At 61.9% G+C, this 13737-nt stretch carries 19 protein-coding genes; 9 read left to right on the top strand and 10 right to left on the bottom strand.

What is annotated here, in order from left to right; translation table 11 throughout:
- Positions 1-8 precede the first annotated feature (8 nt).
- From D460_RS0116280 to D460_RS0116265, 4 genes are all read right to left on the bottom strand, one after another.
- Positions 9-626 (bottom strand): SH3 domain-containing protein, encoded by a 618-nt coding sequence (locus D460_RS0116280; protein ID WP_018899639.1) that lies wholly within the window; start codon positions 624-626, stop codon positions 9-11.
- Positions 627-671: 45 nt separating this feature from the next.
- Entirely contained in the window at positions 672-1178 is a 507-nt protein-coding gene (locus D460_RS0116275) for an invasion associated locus B family protein (RefSeq protein ID WP_018899638.1), read from the bottom strand.
- 236 nt (positions 1179-1414) lie between these two features.
- On the bottom strand, positions 1415-2161 hold the full coding sequence (locus D460_RS0116270) for a YebC/PmpR family DNA-binding transcriptional regulator (RefSeq protein WP_018899637.1): 747 nt from the start codon (positions 2159-2161) through the stop codon (positions 1415-1417).
- Positions 2162-2273: 112 nt separating this feature from the next.
- Positions 2274-2717, bottom strand: coding sequence for a DUF6636 domain-containing protein (locus tag D460_RS0116265; protein ID WP_018899636.1), 444 nt, complete (start codon positions 2715-2717; stop codon positions 2274-2276).
- Positions 2718-2832: 115 nt separating this feature from the next.
- On the opposite strand from D460_RS0116265, the gene D460_RS0116260 reads away from it, so the two are divergent.
- The 3 genes from D460_RS0116260 to D460_RS33185 all read left to right on the top strand — a co-directional run bounded on the left by D460_RS0116260 (position 2833) and on the right by D460_RS33185 (position 3922).
- Positions 2833-3336 (top strand): pyridoxamine 5'-phosphate oxidase family protein, encoded by a 504-nt coding sequence (locus tag D460_RS0116260; RefSeq protein WP_018899635.1) that lies wholly within the window; start codon positions 2833-2835, stop codon positions 3334-3336.
- 137 nt (positions 3337-3473) lie between these two features.
- The gene (locus D460_RS0116255) at positions 3474-3734 is read left to right on the top strand and encodes a CopG family transcriptional regulator (protein ID WP_018899634.1); all 261 of its coding nucleotides are present in this window, start codon (positions 3474-3476) and stop codon (positions 3732-3734) included.
- Positions 3731-3922 carry a hypothetical protein gene (locus tag D460_RS33185; protein WP_018899633.1) on the top strand — a complete coding sequence of 64 codons (192 nt, stop codon included), beginning with the start codon at positions 3731-3733 and terminating at the stop codon, positions 3920-3922. Before D460_RS0116255 ends, D460_RS33185 begins: the two co-directional genes overlap by 4 nt.
- Before the next feature lie 17 nt (positions 3923-3939).
- Here D460_RS33185 and D460_RS0116245 read toward each other — a convergent pair whose 3' ends face one another.
- From D460_RS0116245 to D460_RS0116220, 6 genes are all read right to left on the bottom strand, one after another.
- The gene (locus D460_RS0116245) at positions 3940-4785 is read right to left on the bottom strand and encodes an MBL fold metallo-hydrolase (RefSeq protein ID WP_018899632.1); all 846 of its coding nucleotides are present in this window, start codon (positions 4783-4785) and stop codon (positions 3940-3942) included.
- Positions 4786-4898: 113 nt separating this feature from the next.
- Positions 4899-5723, bottom strand: coding sequence for a TIGR00282 family metallophosphoesterase (locus tag D460_RS0116240; protein WP_026283224.1), 825 nt, complete (start codon positions 5721-5723; stop codon positions 4899-4901).
- Between the two features lie 2 nt (positions 5724-5725).
- Positions 5726-6313, bottom strand: coding sequence for a 5-formyltetrahydrofolate cyclo-ligase (locus D460_RS0116235; protein ID WP_026283223.1), 588 nt, complete (start codon positions 6311-6313; stop codon positions 5726-5728).
- 96 nt (positions 6314-6409) lie between these two features.
- The gene (locus tag D460_RS0116230; protein WP_018899629.1) at positions 6410-7300 is read right to left on the bottom strand and encodes an NAD(P)-dependent oxidoreductase; all 891 of its coding nucleotides are present in this window, start codon (positions 7298-7300) and stop codon (positions 6410-6412) included.
- Complete coding sequence (locus tag D460_RS0116225) at positions 7297-8115, bottom strand: glycosyltransferase (protein WP_018899628.1); 819 nt, start codon at positions 8113-8115, stop codon at positions 7297-7299. Before D460_RS0116225 ends, D460_RS0116230 begins: the two co-directional genes overlap by 4 nt.
- 275 nt (positions 8116-8390) lie before the next feature.
- Positions 8391-9611, bottom strand: coding sequence for an NAD-dependent epimerase/dehydratase family protein (locus D460_RS0116220; protein WP_018899627.1), 1221 nt, complete (start codon positions 9609-9611; stop codon positions 8391-8393).
- A gap of 119 nt (positions 9612-9730) precedes the next feature.
- On the opposite strand from D460_RS0116220, the gene ybgC reads away from it, so the two are divergent.
- The 6 genes from ybgC (at position 9731) to D460_RS0116190 (ending at position 13726) form a co-directional block, all read left to right on the top strand.
- Positions 9731-10189, top strand: coding sequence for a tol-pal system-associated acyl-CoA thioesterase (gene ybgC / locus D460_RS0116215; protein WP_018899626.1), 459 nt, complete (start codon positions 9731-9733; stop codon positions 10187-10189).
- A gap of 59 nt (positions 10190-10248) precedes the next feature.
- Positions 10249-10557, top strand: coding sequence for a type II toxin-antitoxin system MqsR family toxin (locus D460_RS0116210; protein WP_018899625.1), 309 nt, complete (start codon positions 10249-10251; stop codon positions 10555-10557).
- Positions 10554-10961, top strand: coding sequence for a type II toxin-antitoxin system MqsA family antitoxin (locus D460_RS0116205; RefSeq protein WP_018899624.1), 408 nt, complete (start codon positions 10554-10556; stop codon positions 10959-10961). The genes D460_RS0116210 and D460_RS0116205 overlap by 4 nt, the downstream gene beginning before the upstream one ends.
- Positions 10962-11388: 427 nt before the next feature.
- Positions 11389-12108: a protein TolQ gene (tolQ, locus tag D460_RS0116200; protein WP_026283222.1), complete on the top strand. Its 720-nt coding sequence runs from the start codon at positions 11389-11391 to the stop codon at positions 12106-12108.
- A 24-nt stretch (positions 12109-12132) separates the two neighbouring features.
- Positions 12133-12591 carry a protein TolR gene (tolR, locus tag D460_RS0116195; RefSeq protein ID WP_026283221.1) on the top strand — a complete coding sequence of 153 codons (459 nt, stop codon included), beginning with the start codon at positions 12133-12135 and terminating at the stop codon, positions 12589-12591.
- Positions 12592-12598: 7 nt separating this feature from the next.
- Positions 12599-13726, top strand: coding sequence for a cell envelope integrity protein TolA (locus D460_RS0116190; protein WP_018899621.1), 1128 nt, complete (start codon positions 12599-12601; stop codon positions 13724-13726).
- Positions 13727-13737 lie beyond the last annotated feature (11 nt).

Raw genomic sequence — 13737 nt, 5'->3', positions numbered from 1 at the left:
CTGAGCCTCTACTTGATCGTCTCATTGGGATAGACACCCCAGAGCGCCGATTGCCTGATGAAGCCGTCCAGATCGTGGCCGGTCACATCCACCTTGCACCAACTACCGTCGCAATCGCTGATCGCGACGCGCACGCGAGGGGTCAGCGAGGCCAGCTTGCGAGCCGAACTGCTCGGTCCGTCGCGAAGGGGCACGTGTGCTGATAGCCACGGCCCGACGATCGCGGTGCGGTTGCTCGACAGCAGCGCGCGGTGCATCCAGCCGGAGACGCCGTCGCTGTCGCGCACCTGGCGCCAGTTGCCGTATTCGGCGGTGATCTCCAGCGGCAGGCCGGGAACGCGGTAGATCCAGGCGATGCCGTAATCGAGCGAGGGGCCGACGCGCATGCGGGCCTCGCGCGACCGCAGCGACACGAAGCGAGGAACCTTCAGCCCGGTCTCGCGGCCCTTGGGACCATTGTCGGCCTTGGCCGCAACGGGCGCGGGCTGCGACAGCAGCGGATTGGCGGCGATCGAGGTGCAGGCCAACGCCATGCCCGCAAGGCAGATCGCGGCCGTGCGCTTCCAGCCGCGGGCAAGGCGGGCAGGGGACGGCACGCGGATGCCGTCCTTTCGAGCGCGCCTCATGCCGAGATGCGCTTCGTCAGTTTTGTCTTACACATTGCGATCGGCTCAGTTGCACTGGGCCATGCGCTTCAGCGCGGCGGTGACGCCGTTCAGCGAGTAGGTGTAGCTGGTGGCGGTGCCGCGGCGCGAGACGGCGTCGACGGTCATGTCGCTGCCGCCGCGCATGGAGTCGATCAGGTCTGGCTCCTTGGTCTCTTCCAGCACCCAGGCCGAGGAGCCCTTGGTGAACATGGTGAATTCCTTGCCGCCGATCTCCACCTTGGCGCGCGAGCCGGGCTTCAGATCATAGCCCATGATCGCCTGCGGCTCGTAGTTCGTGCCACGGCCCGGCGCGCGGCCGACCACGAAATAGTTGCGGCCATGATCGACGGCGGCGGGCTGCATGGTCTTCGGCACTGTCAGAATATAGCACACCGTCTTGCCCGAGCGGTCGTAGGAATAGACACCCCAATCGTCGAACTGCTTGACCATGGATGGCTGCGCATGAGCCGTGACCGCGCCTGCGAGCGTGCCTGCAAGTGCGATGGAGAGCGAAAGGGATAGTCTTTTCATGGGTCGTTTTCCCGCCGAGAGTATGAAGTGAGGCTGGCCTTGAGGCAGACCGGCTGGAGCGAATGGGCGGCATTCAAAGCGGCCAGGGTTACCGAGGCCTTAACAAACACCCCGTGTTCACGGACGTGTTACCGCCTGGGGGCAGTATGTGAGGGCTCACGCGGATAGACCTGTGGACAACAAAAAACCGGCCGCGTTTCCGGGGCCGGTTTTTTTCAGATTGCGATCGGAAGCGATCAGGCCGAGAGCTTGGCCAGAACTTCTTCCGAGACTTCGAAGTTCGAATAGACGTTCTGCACGTCGTCGTCGTCCTCGAGGCTGTCGATCAGCTTCAGCAGCGACTGGGCGCGCTCTTCGTCGACAGGCACGTTATTCTGGGCGCGCCAGACGGCCTTGACGGTTTCAGCTTCACCGAGCGAAGCTTCCAGCGCCTTGGCGACTTCGCCGAGCGCTTCGAAACCGCAGGTGATGTAGTGGCCTTCCTCGTCGGTCTCGACGTCGTCGGCACCGGCTTCGATCGCCGCTTCCATCATCTTGTCGGCATCGCCGGCAGAGAGCTTGTAGGTGATCTCGCCGACATGGTCGAAGGAGAAGGAAACCGAGCCGGTTTCGCCCAGTGCGCCGCCGGCCTTGGTGAAGATCGAGCGGACGTTGGAGGCGGTGCGGTTGCGGTTGTCGGTCAGCGCTTCGACGATGATCGCGGTGCCGCCCGGGCCGTAGCCTTCGTAGCGCACTTCGTCGTAGTTCTCGCCGTCGGCGCCGGCAGCCTTCTTGATGGCGCGGTCGATGTTGTCCTTCGGCATCGACTGGGCCTTGGCGTTCTGGATCGCCAGGCGCAGGCGGGCGTTCATCGTCGGGTCGGGCAGACCGGCCTTGGCGGCAACGGTGATTTCGCGCGCGAGCTTGGAGAACATTTTCGACCGCACGGCATCCTGACGGCCCTTGCGATGCATGATGTTTTTAAACTGTGAATGGCCAGCCATGGCACCCCTGTTCACGTCTTATTGTTGGGAATGGGCCGCCTTATAAGAGTGAAACGGGGCGCGTTCAAGGGAAAACAGGCGTGCCGGATGGCCGCGGCGTCGGGGCGTGGCGTCAATCGACGGTGTATTTGTTGCGGCTCGCGAAGAAGCCGTGGCCGTCCTTGCGGCGGCAGGTGAGGCCGCTTTCATCGGACATGCAGGTAAACGGTCCCGCCTTCCAGCGATCGCCGTAGTTCAGCACGTTGACATCGTCGCAGCAGGCGGTGTCGCCCTCCATCTCGAAGACGAAGGCCTTGCCCGTGGCCGACAAGATCAGTCGGATATATTTCGGCTCGATGCGGTCGCAGCCGAGCTCGGGGCCGCCGTCATCGGGCTTATACATCTCCGTGCCGCCCTTCGGGATATAGGTGCAGCCGATGTTTCTCGATGGGGTGACGAAGACGATCTGGCCGTTCTCGTCGGGCATGAAGCTGCGGTCGGCGGCGTCGGCGGGCAAGGCCGATGCCAGAGACAATGCCGAGGCGAAGCCCAGCGTGACCAATGCCGCTATGCGCATGACGATCCCCCATATCCCCACGATACCAGGAGCGTAGCATCTGTTTTCACTTTGGGGAACAAAGCCCGCGAGATGACGTTTCAAACACGGACCATTCGAAACGGAAGGAAGCGCTATGGCTAGTTTCAACGAGGCACGGGAACACCCGGCACGCCAGCTCTGGGATCAGGTCAACGACATTCATGCCGGTATGCTCGGCGTCGATGGCGCCGACATGCACATGCAGCCCATGGCGCCGAACGCCGATCCCAAGACCAATACCATCTGGTTCTACACCAAGTCGGACGCGGAGATCGTGCGGGCGATCAAGCCCGGAACGCGGGCGCATTTCTGCGTGGTCGGCAAGGATCATGACTATCACGCTTGCCTCGCCGGCAAGATCGAGGTTCGCCAGGATGCCTCCAAGATCGAGGAATACTGGAACTCGGTCGTGGCCGCCTGGTACGAGGATGGCAAGAAGGACCCGAAACTCACGATGCTCGCTATGCATGTCGACGACGCCGAAATCTGGGTGTCGACCGGCAGCAAGTTGAAATTCGGCTGGGAAATCGCCAAGGCCAATCTCGACGAGGACAAGATGCCCGACGTCGGCGTGCGTCAGCATCTGCAGTTTGCTTGAGTTGGGCCTTGTAGCGAGGTCGATCGAGGCCCGGGAGCTTTGGCTCCTGGGCTTTTTTGTTGCTTAGGCTGCATGGGTGGGAGGTTTGACGCGTCTACTGGTGTGACGTAGCTTGCATTGCAATCGGAGGTAAGGCGATGAGCAGTCATGAGCTTTCAGACCCGATCACCATGCGTCTGCCTGCCGATGTGCTCGCGGGGATCGAGCAGATCGCTGGTATTTGTGACCGGAAAAGCAGCTGGGTGTTCGTGCGCGCTCTGAAATCCTATCTCGCGTCGGAAGGCCGACAAATCATTGAGTTGGATCAGGCACGCAAGGATATCGACGCAGGCCTTGGACATGACCTGGACGATGTGATCGACGAGGTTGATGCCATCGTGAAAGGTGCCGTCACGTGAAGGTAGCGCCGCTTCTCACGATGCCGGCGAACGAGACAGAGTATGATCGTCTTGTCGGCCAACTCGACGAAATCCTTGCGGAGGTCGGTGATGACGAGGATCATCCGCTCGCCTTGCTAGCGTCGCGCATGGGCGATCTTGTCGAAGCCTATGACGAAAAGAACCGCCCAATATTCCCGTCGCCTTGAGTGACGCAGGCACCCCTCTACTGCATCCCCTTCGCCACATAGATCTGCGGCTTCTTCGGCAGGGTGCGCATCGAGACGTCGATGCTGTTGCCCGAGGCGTAGACGACGTCGAAGTCGGGGCCGAACATGGAGAGGAAGTTGGCGAGCGGGCGTGGCTGGTGCATCGGTAGCACCAGCGAGGAGCGCAGGCGCTTGATGATGCGGCTCATGCTGTCGGCGCCCATGGTCAGCCCGCCGTCGACGGGAACCATGACGATGTCGAGCCGGCCGATCTCGGTGTAATGGGCGTCGGTCAGTTCGTAGTGCAGGTGGCCGAGATGGCCGATGCAGAGGCCTGCGACCTCGAAGATGAAGATGGAATTGCCGTCGGCCTGCGGCGCGCCATAGCCGCCCCTGATATCGGTGGTGACATTGCGGATGTAGGTGTCGCCGACCGTCAAATCGATCTTGGCCTTCTCGCCCGGCACATCGCTCCAGCCATGCAGGACGTATTTGATCGCCGGATCAGGGGTCAGCGTGTAGTGCGAGGAGTGGGCGCGGTTCATCGTCGCCACCATCGGCATGCGCGGCGGCGTATACCAGCCGCTGTAATCGGTGGCGATGCTGACGCCGCCGGGCGTCTCAATCAGGAAGGTCGAGTGGCCGATGTAGGTGAGCGTCACCGTCTCGTTGTCCGCGGCGCCCGCGATCGGGACGGCACCGGAGAAGCTCGCGAATGTCGCCTTGGGAATGGATTGCGCGATCGCCTGGCATTGGCTGACGTTGCGGCGCGCTTCCTGTGCTTGCGCGGCGTCAGAACCCAGCCAGCCCGGCAGCAGGCCGGAGAGTGTGGTCATTGCGAAGACAAGAAAATGCAGCTTCATGCCACGTCCCCAGCGCTTTCACTGGCAAAAGGATGCGGCAAGGGTCGGCAGCGGTCCAGATCAAATCCGGACCGCGATGCTCACTTTTACGTCATGGCAGACAAATGCCCGGTTTAGCGCCAGAATTCCGGGATGGTTTCCGACAGTCTCGGGCCGAGGCGCAGCGGCGCGATCTTTTCCGCAAGACCCGTCGCATCCGAGATCTCGACGCCGACGCCGCAGATGGTGGCGGGGCCGGTGGCGGCCTCCATGCGGCCCTTCGGCATCTTCGAGATGAAGCGGTTCAGCGGCTCTTCCTTGTCCATGCCGAGTGAACTGTCATAGTCGCCGCACATGCCGGCATCGGAGAGATAGGCGGTGCCGCCGTTCAGGATCTGGTGGTCGGCGGTGGGCACATGCGTGTGGGTGCCGACGACGAAGGAGGCGCGGCCATCGACGAAGTGGCCGAAGCACTGCTTCTCGCTGGTGGCTTCCGCGTGGAAATCGAAGATGATCGCATCGGCCTGCTCCTTCAGCGGGCAGGCGTCCAGAATGGTCTCGGCCGCCTTGAAGGGGTCGTCGAGTTCCGGATGCATGAAGACGCGGCCCATGACGTTGGCAACCAGCACGCGGGCACCATTGCGGGCGTAGAACAGGCCCGATCCGCGACCGGGCGTGCCCTGGGGATAGTTGGCGGGGCGCAGGAACTGGTCGTTACGGCCGGCGAAGGCGACCGCTTCCTTCTGGTCCCAGACGTGATTGCCGGTCGTCACCACGTCGGCGCCGGCGTTGATGGTCTCGAGAAAGATGTCCTCGGTGATGCCGAAGCCGCCGGCGGCGTTTTCGCCGTTGACGACGACGAAGTCGAGCTTCAGGTCCGATATCAGGCCGGGGAGGCGATCCCACACCGCCGTGCGTCCCGTCTTGCCGACCATGTCACCCAAAAAAAGCAGTCGCATTGCTATCCAATCCAAGAGGCAAAAAAGCGCAGGCCGCTTTCTGTCAGGATGGCATCCAGGCTTACATCGTGCGGCTCGTCGGGCACATGTGCCACTTCCTGGCAGTCGAATGCAATGCCGATGAGTTTCGGATGCATGCCTTTTTGCCTCAAACGGTCGATCGCGCGGTCATAATGACCGGCGCCGTAGCCGATCCGGTGGCCGCGTCCGTCGAAGGCGGACAACGGCACCAGCAGGATCTCGGGGTCGAGAACCGGTGCGTCAGGGCCGGGGCCGGATGTGCCGAAGCCGGTGGAGACCAGTGGCGCGCCATCGACGAGTTCGCGAAACACGATGGTCTGGCGGTCGAGAATGGCGGGGACGCAGAGCCTAGCGCCGCGTGCGCGAAACCGCGCCATCAGCGGGCGAAGGTCCGCTTCCGATCGGATCGGCAGGAAGCCGGAGATGATGGTGCCGGGCGCAAACGCGATGGCCTCGCCGGCGTGTTCGGCCATGGCGAGGCTCATCGCGGCCCTGGTCTCCATGGGAATGGCATCTCTCAGCGCCAGCCTTTCGGCGCGCATGCCGGCCTTGATGTCTTTTGCGTTCATGATGTCCGCCTTGCTCTTGTGGCGGGACAATAGAACGCCGGGCGCGCAATGCAACGCGCGTATGCAAAAGCAACGCGCGAATGCGACGTTCGTGCGTCAGGCCGCCGGCTGTGTCGCGAGCGCGTGGATGGTTTCTTCGAAGAGCGGCAGTCCGCCTGGCTGCCAGCCCAGCGCTTGCAGCTTGGTCGTGTCCATCGGCGTCAGCAGCGATTTGTCGGCGGCGACAGGCAGGCGGTTGGCGCAATCGTGCTCCCAGCGGATCGGCTCGAGAATATCCCAGGTGTCCAGCGCGAGATCGGAGACGTTGAAGGTCTCGCCCGAGATGCGACCGGCATCGGCCTCGAGCATGACGCGCACGGCCTTGCCGACATCCTGGCCGTGCACTTCGGTTCCGGCCCGTGCGGGGATCGGTCGGCCGCTCAGGTAATCGCCGAACAGCTTGTCCCATTTGTTGGGGCGCAGATTGCCGTAGACGCCGGTGAGGCGCAGGCTGGCGGTGGCGAAGCCGGGGGCGGCCAGATGCGCTAGGCTGCGTTCGGCGTCGAGCTTGGTTTGGCCGTAAAGCGTTTCCGGCTTCTCCTGCGTCGCCTCCGTCAGCGTGGTTCCCGGCGGATGCTCGCCATAGGCGGCACGGCTGGAGATGAAGATGCAGCGGCGCGTACCGGCGCGTTTGGCGGCCTCGAACAGACGCACGGTGCCGTCGAGATTGAAGCGCTTGAAGGTCTCGGGATCGTCGCCTTCGCCGCCGCGATATTTGCCGGGCGCATGATGGAAGGCGGCGTGCACGAAGAAATAGGCGTCGTCGAAGGCCTCGACATGGTCCTTTTCGGGGTCAAGCGACAGCGGCGCGAAGTCGACGGGGCGGGAGAAGGCGCGCGGCAGCGGGGCATGGCGGCCACCGATGATGACCGAATATCCGGCTGCAAGCAGTTCCTCGACGATATAGCGACCGACAAGTCCTGTTCCACCCGATACCAGTACCTTCATGCTGCCCCTTTCGGATTGGCCATGGCCGATATGTCCGGCACGTCCTTGCCCATGTAGAATGCCTGCCACAGGTCGATCAGCGGCCTCAGGCTTTCCGCCTTCGGATGATCTGTTTCCCATGGCTTTTCATACTGGTAGTGCAGGACGGAAATACTGTTCCAGTCCCAAAGCGCAGGCATGGTAAACCAGACATATTGTAGCATGTTGAAATAGACCGGTAGACCATGCCATTCCGGGAAAAACGCCTGCAGGAAGGTCTGGTCGGTGCGTTTCCACAGGATTTCCGGCTGATCCAGGCGCTCCAGCATGGCGCTGAATGTTTCCCTCGAGGGCTTTGCGACGAAGACGCCGGAGTTCATGCGGTGAAAATCGGCGAGCGATTCGTAAACATTCGGGGCGGCGGAGAATTCGGGATAGGCGAAGAGCCGGTCGATATTGCGCAGCACGATGGCATCGGCGTCGATGAAGACGCAGCTTGCGTATTCGGTCAGTTCCCAGAGGCGCAGCTTGCAGAAATTGTCGAGCGGCGAGTGGAAGAGCGGCTTGCGGCCCTTGGTGAAGGGGGCTGCCGCGTGGAGTTGGCCGCGCGCGTGGCGTTCGTTGAACGCGTCCGACAGCGGCAGATGTTCGACGGGGATGAGACGGCAGCCGAGGGTGCTCAAGGGCGCGAGGTCAGCTTCGGTGACGCCGCCGGTGTGGAGGACGACGATGTCGGCGGTGGTGTGGGTCATGCGCAGCGAGCGGGCGAGCGCGGTGGCGCCCATGGCGTAGTCGGCGTTGGTGACGAGGGTGACGTAGGCGTTGCGGGAGGTCATCTTGCGTGGGTCTCGGGGAGGGCTGTGATGTTGGCCTTCGCTTGCCGCTCAGGCCGCTCGGCGGACCTCGCCCCCCTCATCGCCTCGCTGGCGCTCCGGCACTTCTCCCCGTTGGGGAGAAGGGGCAGGTGGTGGGCTTTCTGCCCTATCGCAGGAACGGTGAGGTTAGACGAGGTCGAGAGGGTGCAACGAGTCTCTTCTCCCCAACGGGGAGAAGGTGCCGGCAGGCGGATGAGGGGGCTCACCGCTCTAGGCTTCCCATGTCTCGCCACGTCTCACGACACCGACTTCAATCGCTTGCCCTCGGGATCGTGGTTGATCGTCGGCGCGATATCCCTCGTCCATGCCGACACCGCCGGTACGCGGCTGCGATCGACGCGGTAGGCGAATTTCTTCGCGACGTCGACGATCTCGCCCATCAGCCCCGTCTTCAGCGTGATCGGATCAAGGCCGAGATTGCGGAACTTGTCGTTCTTCACGATCAGCTCGTTTTCCGGCGCTTCCTTGCGCGGATTGGGGAGCCAGGCGATCTCGGCGCCGGTCAGCTTCGCAATCATCTCGGCGAGGTCGCGGACGCGGTGGGTTTCGGTCATCTGGTTGAAGATCTCGACGCGGGCGCCGCGGGTCGGCGGGTTCTTCAAGGCCAGCTCGATGCAGCGCACGGAATCCTGGATGTGGATGAAGGCGCGGGTCTGGCCGCCGGTGCCGTGGACGGTCAGCGGATAGCCGATCGCGGCTTGGATCAGGAAGCGGTTCAGAACGGTGCCGTAGTCGCCGTCATAGTCGAAGCGGTTGACCAGTTGCTCGTGCCGGCGTGTCTGCTCCGTGTGGGTGCCCCAGACGATGCCCTGGTGCAGGTCGGTGATCCGGAGGCCGTCGTTCTTGGCGTAGAAGTGGAAAAGCGTCTGATCCAGGCACTTGGTCATGTGGTAGATCGAGCCGGGATTGGCCGGGTAGAGGATTTCCTGGCTTACTGTTTCGCCACTCGTCGTCTCGATGCCGACGGGGAGATACCCCTCGGGTATGGCGGCGCCGACCGTCGAATAGCCGTAGACGCCCATGGTGCCGAGGTGGATCAGATGCGCGTCGAGCTGCAGTTCGACGAGTGCGTTCAAGAGATTGTGGGTGGCGTTGATGTTGTTGTTGACCGTGTAGTTCTTGTGGCGGTCGCTCTTCATCGAATAGGGCGCGGCGCGCTGCTCAGCGAAGTGGATGATGGCGTCGGGCCGGTTTTCGGCGAGCCATTTCTTCAGGAGCTCGTAATCCCTCGCGAGGTCGATCAGATTGAAGTGGATGCGGCGGCCGGTCTCGGCGTGCCAGATGCGGGTGCGCTCCTGGATCGAGTCCATCGGGGTCAGCGACTGTACGCCGAGTTCGGTGTCGATCCAGCGTCTCGAGAGGTTGTCGAGAATGTGAATATCGTGGCCGGCGTCCGACAGATGCAATGATGTTGGCCAGCCGATAAATCCATCTCCGCCCATCACCGCAATCTTCATGGTGTCGTCTCCTTGTTGGCCTTCGCTATCGAGGATTACTTAGAAAGCGTGACAATTGTTCAATGCTTGCAAGGCGGAATGTCTTCAGCCAAAGAGGGCGCGCGACTTTGGAGAAAATTATGGCGGACGGTGTGCATTCGATCTCTCATTCGATCTCGGGCGAACTGACGGAAGCGGGCCATCGCCTGCTGCAGCGGGTCTATTACGAGGACACCGATTTCTCCGGCCTCGTCTACCACGCCCGCTACCTGCACTTCCTCGAGCGCGGCCGCACCGACTATCTGCGCTGCCTCGGCGTCGAGCAGCGCGAGCTGATTACCGCCGATGAAGAGGGCCTCGTCTTCGTCGTCCATCGCATGGAGATCGATTTCAAGTCGCCGGCGCGCATGGACGATATCCTGACAGTAACGACGCGTACGGAAAAGGCCGGCGGCGCCAAGATGGTGCTCACGCAGGAGATTCGCCGCGACGACACGCTGCTGATCGCCGCCAAGGTGATCATCGCCGTCATCAATGCCAGCGGTCGTCCCCGGCGGCTGCCGGAAGGGTTGGCGAAGCAGATGATGATCGAGGTCTAGTCTAGGCCAATCGCCCGGCGGCATCCTTGAATTTTTACCCTCAAAGGGTAATATTGGGTATGGAGAAACGGACGGCGCATTACGATCTTGCGGCGATTGTCGTGGTGGTGAGAGCCCGCCGCGCTGCAGCTTTCACCAAGACCGCGATCGACGGCGGCAGAGCGATGGGTCTGACGATCTCGGAGATGATCGATGTGATCTGCGGTCTGAAGAGAAAAGATCTCTACAAGTCGATGACCACCTACGCCGACAGTTCCGTATGGCAGGACGTCTACCATGCCGACACGCCGGCCGGCATGGCCTATGTGAAGGTGACGCTTCGGGCCGATGGCGCGCCGGTGATACAGTTCAAGGAGTTGGGTTCATGACCAAGCTGTGTGTTTGCTGCGAGGCCGAGCGCGAGATGGTGCCCTTTGCCAATGAAACACATCAGGTCGTCTTTCGGGATCTGAAGGTTGATGTGGAGGGCCTGTCCGGTTTCCGCTGCGGCGCCTGCGGTGAGATTGAATATGATCAGGAAAGCGCCGAGCGTTATGCGGCCGCCGGCGACGCCTTGTTGCTTGAGGCGCGCAAAGCGCTCGGCAGCGAGTTGCGTCGCATCCGCAAGAAACTCCGCATCAATCAGGTCGAAGCGTCCGAGCTGACGGGTGGGGGGCACAATGCCTTTTCGCGCTACGAGACCGGCAAAGTCATGCCGACGCCCGCCGTCGTCAATCTCTTCCGTTTGCTCGATCGCGATCCCGGTGCGATCAAGGAATTGAAGCGGGCGTGATCGTCCTGCTAACTGGTATTCGTGAAGAGCTCTTCCGTTACCGCATTGCCGCCATGCACGGATATGGCCAACCAGCCCTTGCAAAAACATGACTTTCATGTGAAGGAATTGCCGCGCGCAAGGTTTGTGCTGTTTTGGTCATCGATCTGAGATCTGGCCAAGTATTCCAAGGGATCAACCTCTCGCCAATAGTCAGCCTTTTATGATCCGGCGCTAACGAACTATTAACGATAATAGTGTCTTACTCGGATTGTCAGAGTTTGTGCGGTGCACGCCTTCCTTTGACCAAATTTGACGGCAAGGAAGGCGGATAAGAGCTTGGAAGCTTGACCAGGGCTTTGGGCGGCGGCAGCCAGACATATCTTGCGAGATCACTTTGTGCCGCCCGGTCAAGTGCCGGGCGTTTGGATTCGGGGATTTTGGATCAATGGAACAAGTAGGTTTGGCAGCGGCTCACACGGACGTCAGTCTCTGGTCGCTCTTCATGCAGGCTGGCCTCGTCGTCAAGCTCGTTATGCTCGGTCTTATCGCAGCGTCCGTCTGGACCTGGGCGATCGTCATCGACAAATATCTGGCCTTCGGCCGCGCGCGCCGGCAGTTCGACAAGTTCGAGCAGGTATTCTGGTCGGGCCAGTCGCTGGAAGAACTCTACCGCTCGCTGTCGGAGCGTAACAACACGGGCCTCGCCTCAATCTTCGTCGCCGCCATGCGCGAGTGGAAGAAGTCGTTCGAGCGCGGCGCACGTTCGCCGATCGGCCTGCAGATGCGTATCGACCGCGCCATGGACGTGACGCTTGCTCGCGAATCCGAAGGGCTCTCGGCCCGTCTCGGCTCGCTGGCGACGATCGGCTCTGCCGGCCCGTTCATCGGTCTGTTCGGTACCGTCGTCGGTATCATGACCTCGTTCCAGGCAATCGCCGGCTCGAAGTCGACCAACCTCGCGGTCGTCGCGCCGGGTATCGCCGAAGCGCTGCTCGCAACAGCAATCGGCCTTGTCGCCGCTATCCCGGCGGTTATCGCCTACAACAAGTTCTCCGCCGATGCGGGCAAGCTCTCGGCACGCATGGAAGGCTTCGCGGACGAATTCTCCGCCATTCTTTCGCGCCAAATCGACGAGAAGCTGCAGCCGCGTCAGGCCGCGCAGTAATCCGACGGAAACGGAGAGAACGACATGGGTATGGGTGCTCCAAGCGGTGGCGGAGGCGGTGGAAACCGTCGGCGTCGTCGCGGTGGCCACAGAGGTGGCGCCATTTCCGAAATCAACGTGACGCCGCTGGTCGACGTCATGCTCGTGCTTTTGATCATCTTCATGGTCGCAGCTCCGATGATGACGGTCGGCGTGCCGATCGACCTGCCGGAAACGCAGGCCAAGGCGCTGAATTCCGAAACGCAGCCGATCACGATCTCCGTCAAGAACGACGGTACCGCGTTCCTGCAGGAAACGCCGATCCCGGTCGAGGAAATCGCCGCCAAGCTCGAGGCGATCGCCACCACCGGCTACAATGAGCGCATCTTCGTTCGTGGCGATTCGGCCGCGCCTTACGGCGTGATCGCCGATGTCATGGCACGCATCCAGGGTGCGGGCTTCAAGAACATCGGTCTCGTCACCCAAGAGAAGAAGGGCCCGTAGTAGAGCTATGAAGGCCAGTATTGTCTCATCTGCTGTACTGCACTGTGCTCTGCTCGCCTGGGCGCTGATTTCGATCGGCTCCCCGTCGGAGTTCAAGGTCGAGGATTTCGAGGCCATGCCCGTCAACCTCGTGCCTGTCGAGGACCTGACGCAGTTGCAGCAGGGAGACAAGACGGCCAAGCCGAGCGACAAGCCGGCGCCGAAGCCGACCTCCAAGCCGACCAATGTGGCCAACGCCGAGAACATGGGCGAGAACAAGGTCGACCTGAAGACGCCGCCGATCCCGAACGCCAAGCCAAACAACAACGAGTCGGCCGCAGCACCGAAGGCCTCCGAAAAGCCGCTTCCGGACAATGATCCCGTGCCCAACGAGGTGAAGGACATCATGAAGGAAGATACGGCGGTGGAGCCGAGCCAGGTCGCGTCGATCACGCCGCCGAAGCCGGAAATCGCGCCGACGCCTCCGAAGGCTGAAGAGAAGCCGCAGGACATGCCCGAGCCGCCGAAGCCGGATGCGGAAGCATTGCCGGACAAGGTGCCGACACCCGTAATCAAGCCGCAGCCGAAGCCGCCGGAACAGAAGCCGGCTGAAAAGCCCGCGGAGAAGAAGACGGAAGACAAGGCGCAGACCGACGAGAAGCCGTCTGACAAGAAGAAGTCCGACAAGAAGCAGGAAAAGGCCAAAGCCTCTTCCGCGCAGAAGAGCGACTTCAACGCCGATGACATCGCCGCACTCTTGAACAAGCAGGATCCGTCGAATGGCGGCGCCAAGAGCTCGACCGAAGTTGCCTCGCTCGGCGCCAAGAAGGCGACCGGCGGCTCCAAGCTGTCGATGAGCGAAATGGATGCACTGCGCAGCGCGATCGCCGGCAACTGGTCGGTCATTCCCGGCATGGAAGGCGCCAGCGAAGTCCGCATCAGGGTCCACATGAAGCTCGACCCTGACGGCAACATCATTGGCGCTCCCGAAGTGGAAGCCATCGGCGGCACCAACGAATCGACCCGCATGGCGCTCGCCAGCGGCGCCAAGCGCGCCGTCATGAAGTCGTCGCCGTTCACCAATCTGCCGAAAGACAAATACGACGCCTGGGGCGAAGTCATCGTCAATTTCGACCCCAGCGATCTAGCCCTTTAAAATGCTGAAAG

It is taken from the genome of Rhizobium sp. 2MFCol3.1, assembly GCF_000377565.1.
Classification (GTDB): domain Bacteria; phylum Pseudomonadota; class Alphaproteobacteria; order Rhizobiales; family Rhizobiaceae; genus Rhizobium.
This window is presented reverse-complemented; position numbering and strand designations above follow the sequence as displayed.

Excerpts from the sequence above, each read along its gene's own strand:
- D460_RS0116280 (WP_018899639.1), bottom strand. The coding sequence starts at position 626 with ATGAGGCGCGCTCGAAAGGACGGCATCCGCGTGCCGTCCCCTGCCCGC.
- D460_RS0116275 (WP_018899638.1), bottom strand. The coding sequence starts at position 1,178 with ATGAAAAGACTATCCCTTTCGCTCTCCATCGCACTTGCAGGCACGCTC.
- D460_RS0116270 (WP_018899637.1), bottom strand. The coding sequence starts at position 2,161 with ATGGCTGGCCATTCACAGTTTAAAAACATCATGCATCGCAAGGGCCGT.
- D460_RS0116265 (WP_018899636.1), bottom strand. The coding sequence starts at position 2,717 with ATGCGCATAGCGGCATTGGTCACGCTGGGCTTCGCCTCGGCATTGTCT.
- D460_RS0116260 (WP_018899635.1), top strand. The coding sequence starts at position 2,833 with ATGGCTAGTTTCAACGAGGCACGGGAACACCCGGCACGCCAGCTCTGG.
- D460_RS0116255 (WP_018899634.1), top strand. The coding sequence starts at position 3,474 with ATGAGCAGTCATGAGCTTTCAGACCCGATCACCATGCGTCTGCCTGCC.
- D460_RS0116245 (WP_018899632.1), bottom strand. The coding sequence starts at position 4,785 with ATGAAGCTGCATTTTCTTGTCTTCGCAATGACCACACTCTCCGGCCTG.
- D460_RS0116240 (WP_026283224.1), bottom strand. The coding sequence starts at position 5,723 with ATGCGACTGCTTTTTTTGGGTGACATGGTCGGCAAGACGGGACGCACG.
- D460_RS0116235 (WP_026283223.1), bottom strand. The coding sequence starts at position 6,313 with ATGAACGCAAAAGACATCAAGGCCGGCATGCGCGCCGAAAGGCTGGCG.
- D460_RS0116230 (WP_018899629.1), bottom strand. The coding sequence starts at position 7,300 with ATGAAGGTACTGGTATCGGGTGGAACAGGACTTGTCGGTCGCTATATC.
- D460_RS0116225 (WP_018899628.1), bottom strand. The coding sequence starts at position 8,115 with ATGACCTCCCGCAACGCCTACGTCACCCTCGTCACCAACGCCGACTAC.
- D460_RS0116220 (WP_018899627.1), bottom strand. The coding sequence starts at position 9,611 with ATGAAGATTGCGGTGATGGGCGGAGATGGATTTATCGGCTGGCCAACA.
- ybgC (WP_018899626.1), top strand. The coding sequence starts at position 9,731 with ATGGCGGACGGTGTGCATTCGATCTCTCATTCGATCTCGGGCGAACTG.
- D460_RS0116210 (WP_018899625.1), top strand. The coding sequence starts at position 10,249 with ATGGAGAAACGGACGGCGCATTACGATCTTGCGGCGATTGTCGTGGTG.
- D460_RS0116205 (WP_018899624.1), top strand. The coding sequence starts at position 10,554 with ATGACCAAGCTGTGTGTTTGCTGCGAGGCCGAGCGCGAGATGGTGCCC.
- tolQ (WP_026283222.1), top strand. The coding sequence starts at position 11,389 with ATGGAACAAGTAGGTTTGGCAGCGGCTCACACGGACGTCAGTCTCTGG.
- tolR (WP_026283221.1), top strand. The coding sequence starts at position 12,133 with ATGGGTATGGGTGCTCCAAGCGGTGGCGGAGGCGGTGGAAACCGTCGG.
- D460_RS0116190 (WP_018899621.1), top strand. The coding sequence starts at position 12,599 with ATGAAGGCCAGTATTGTCTCATCTGCTGTACTGCACTGTGCTCTGCTC.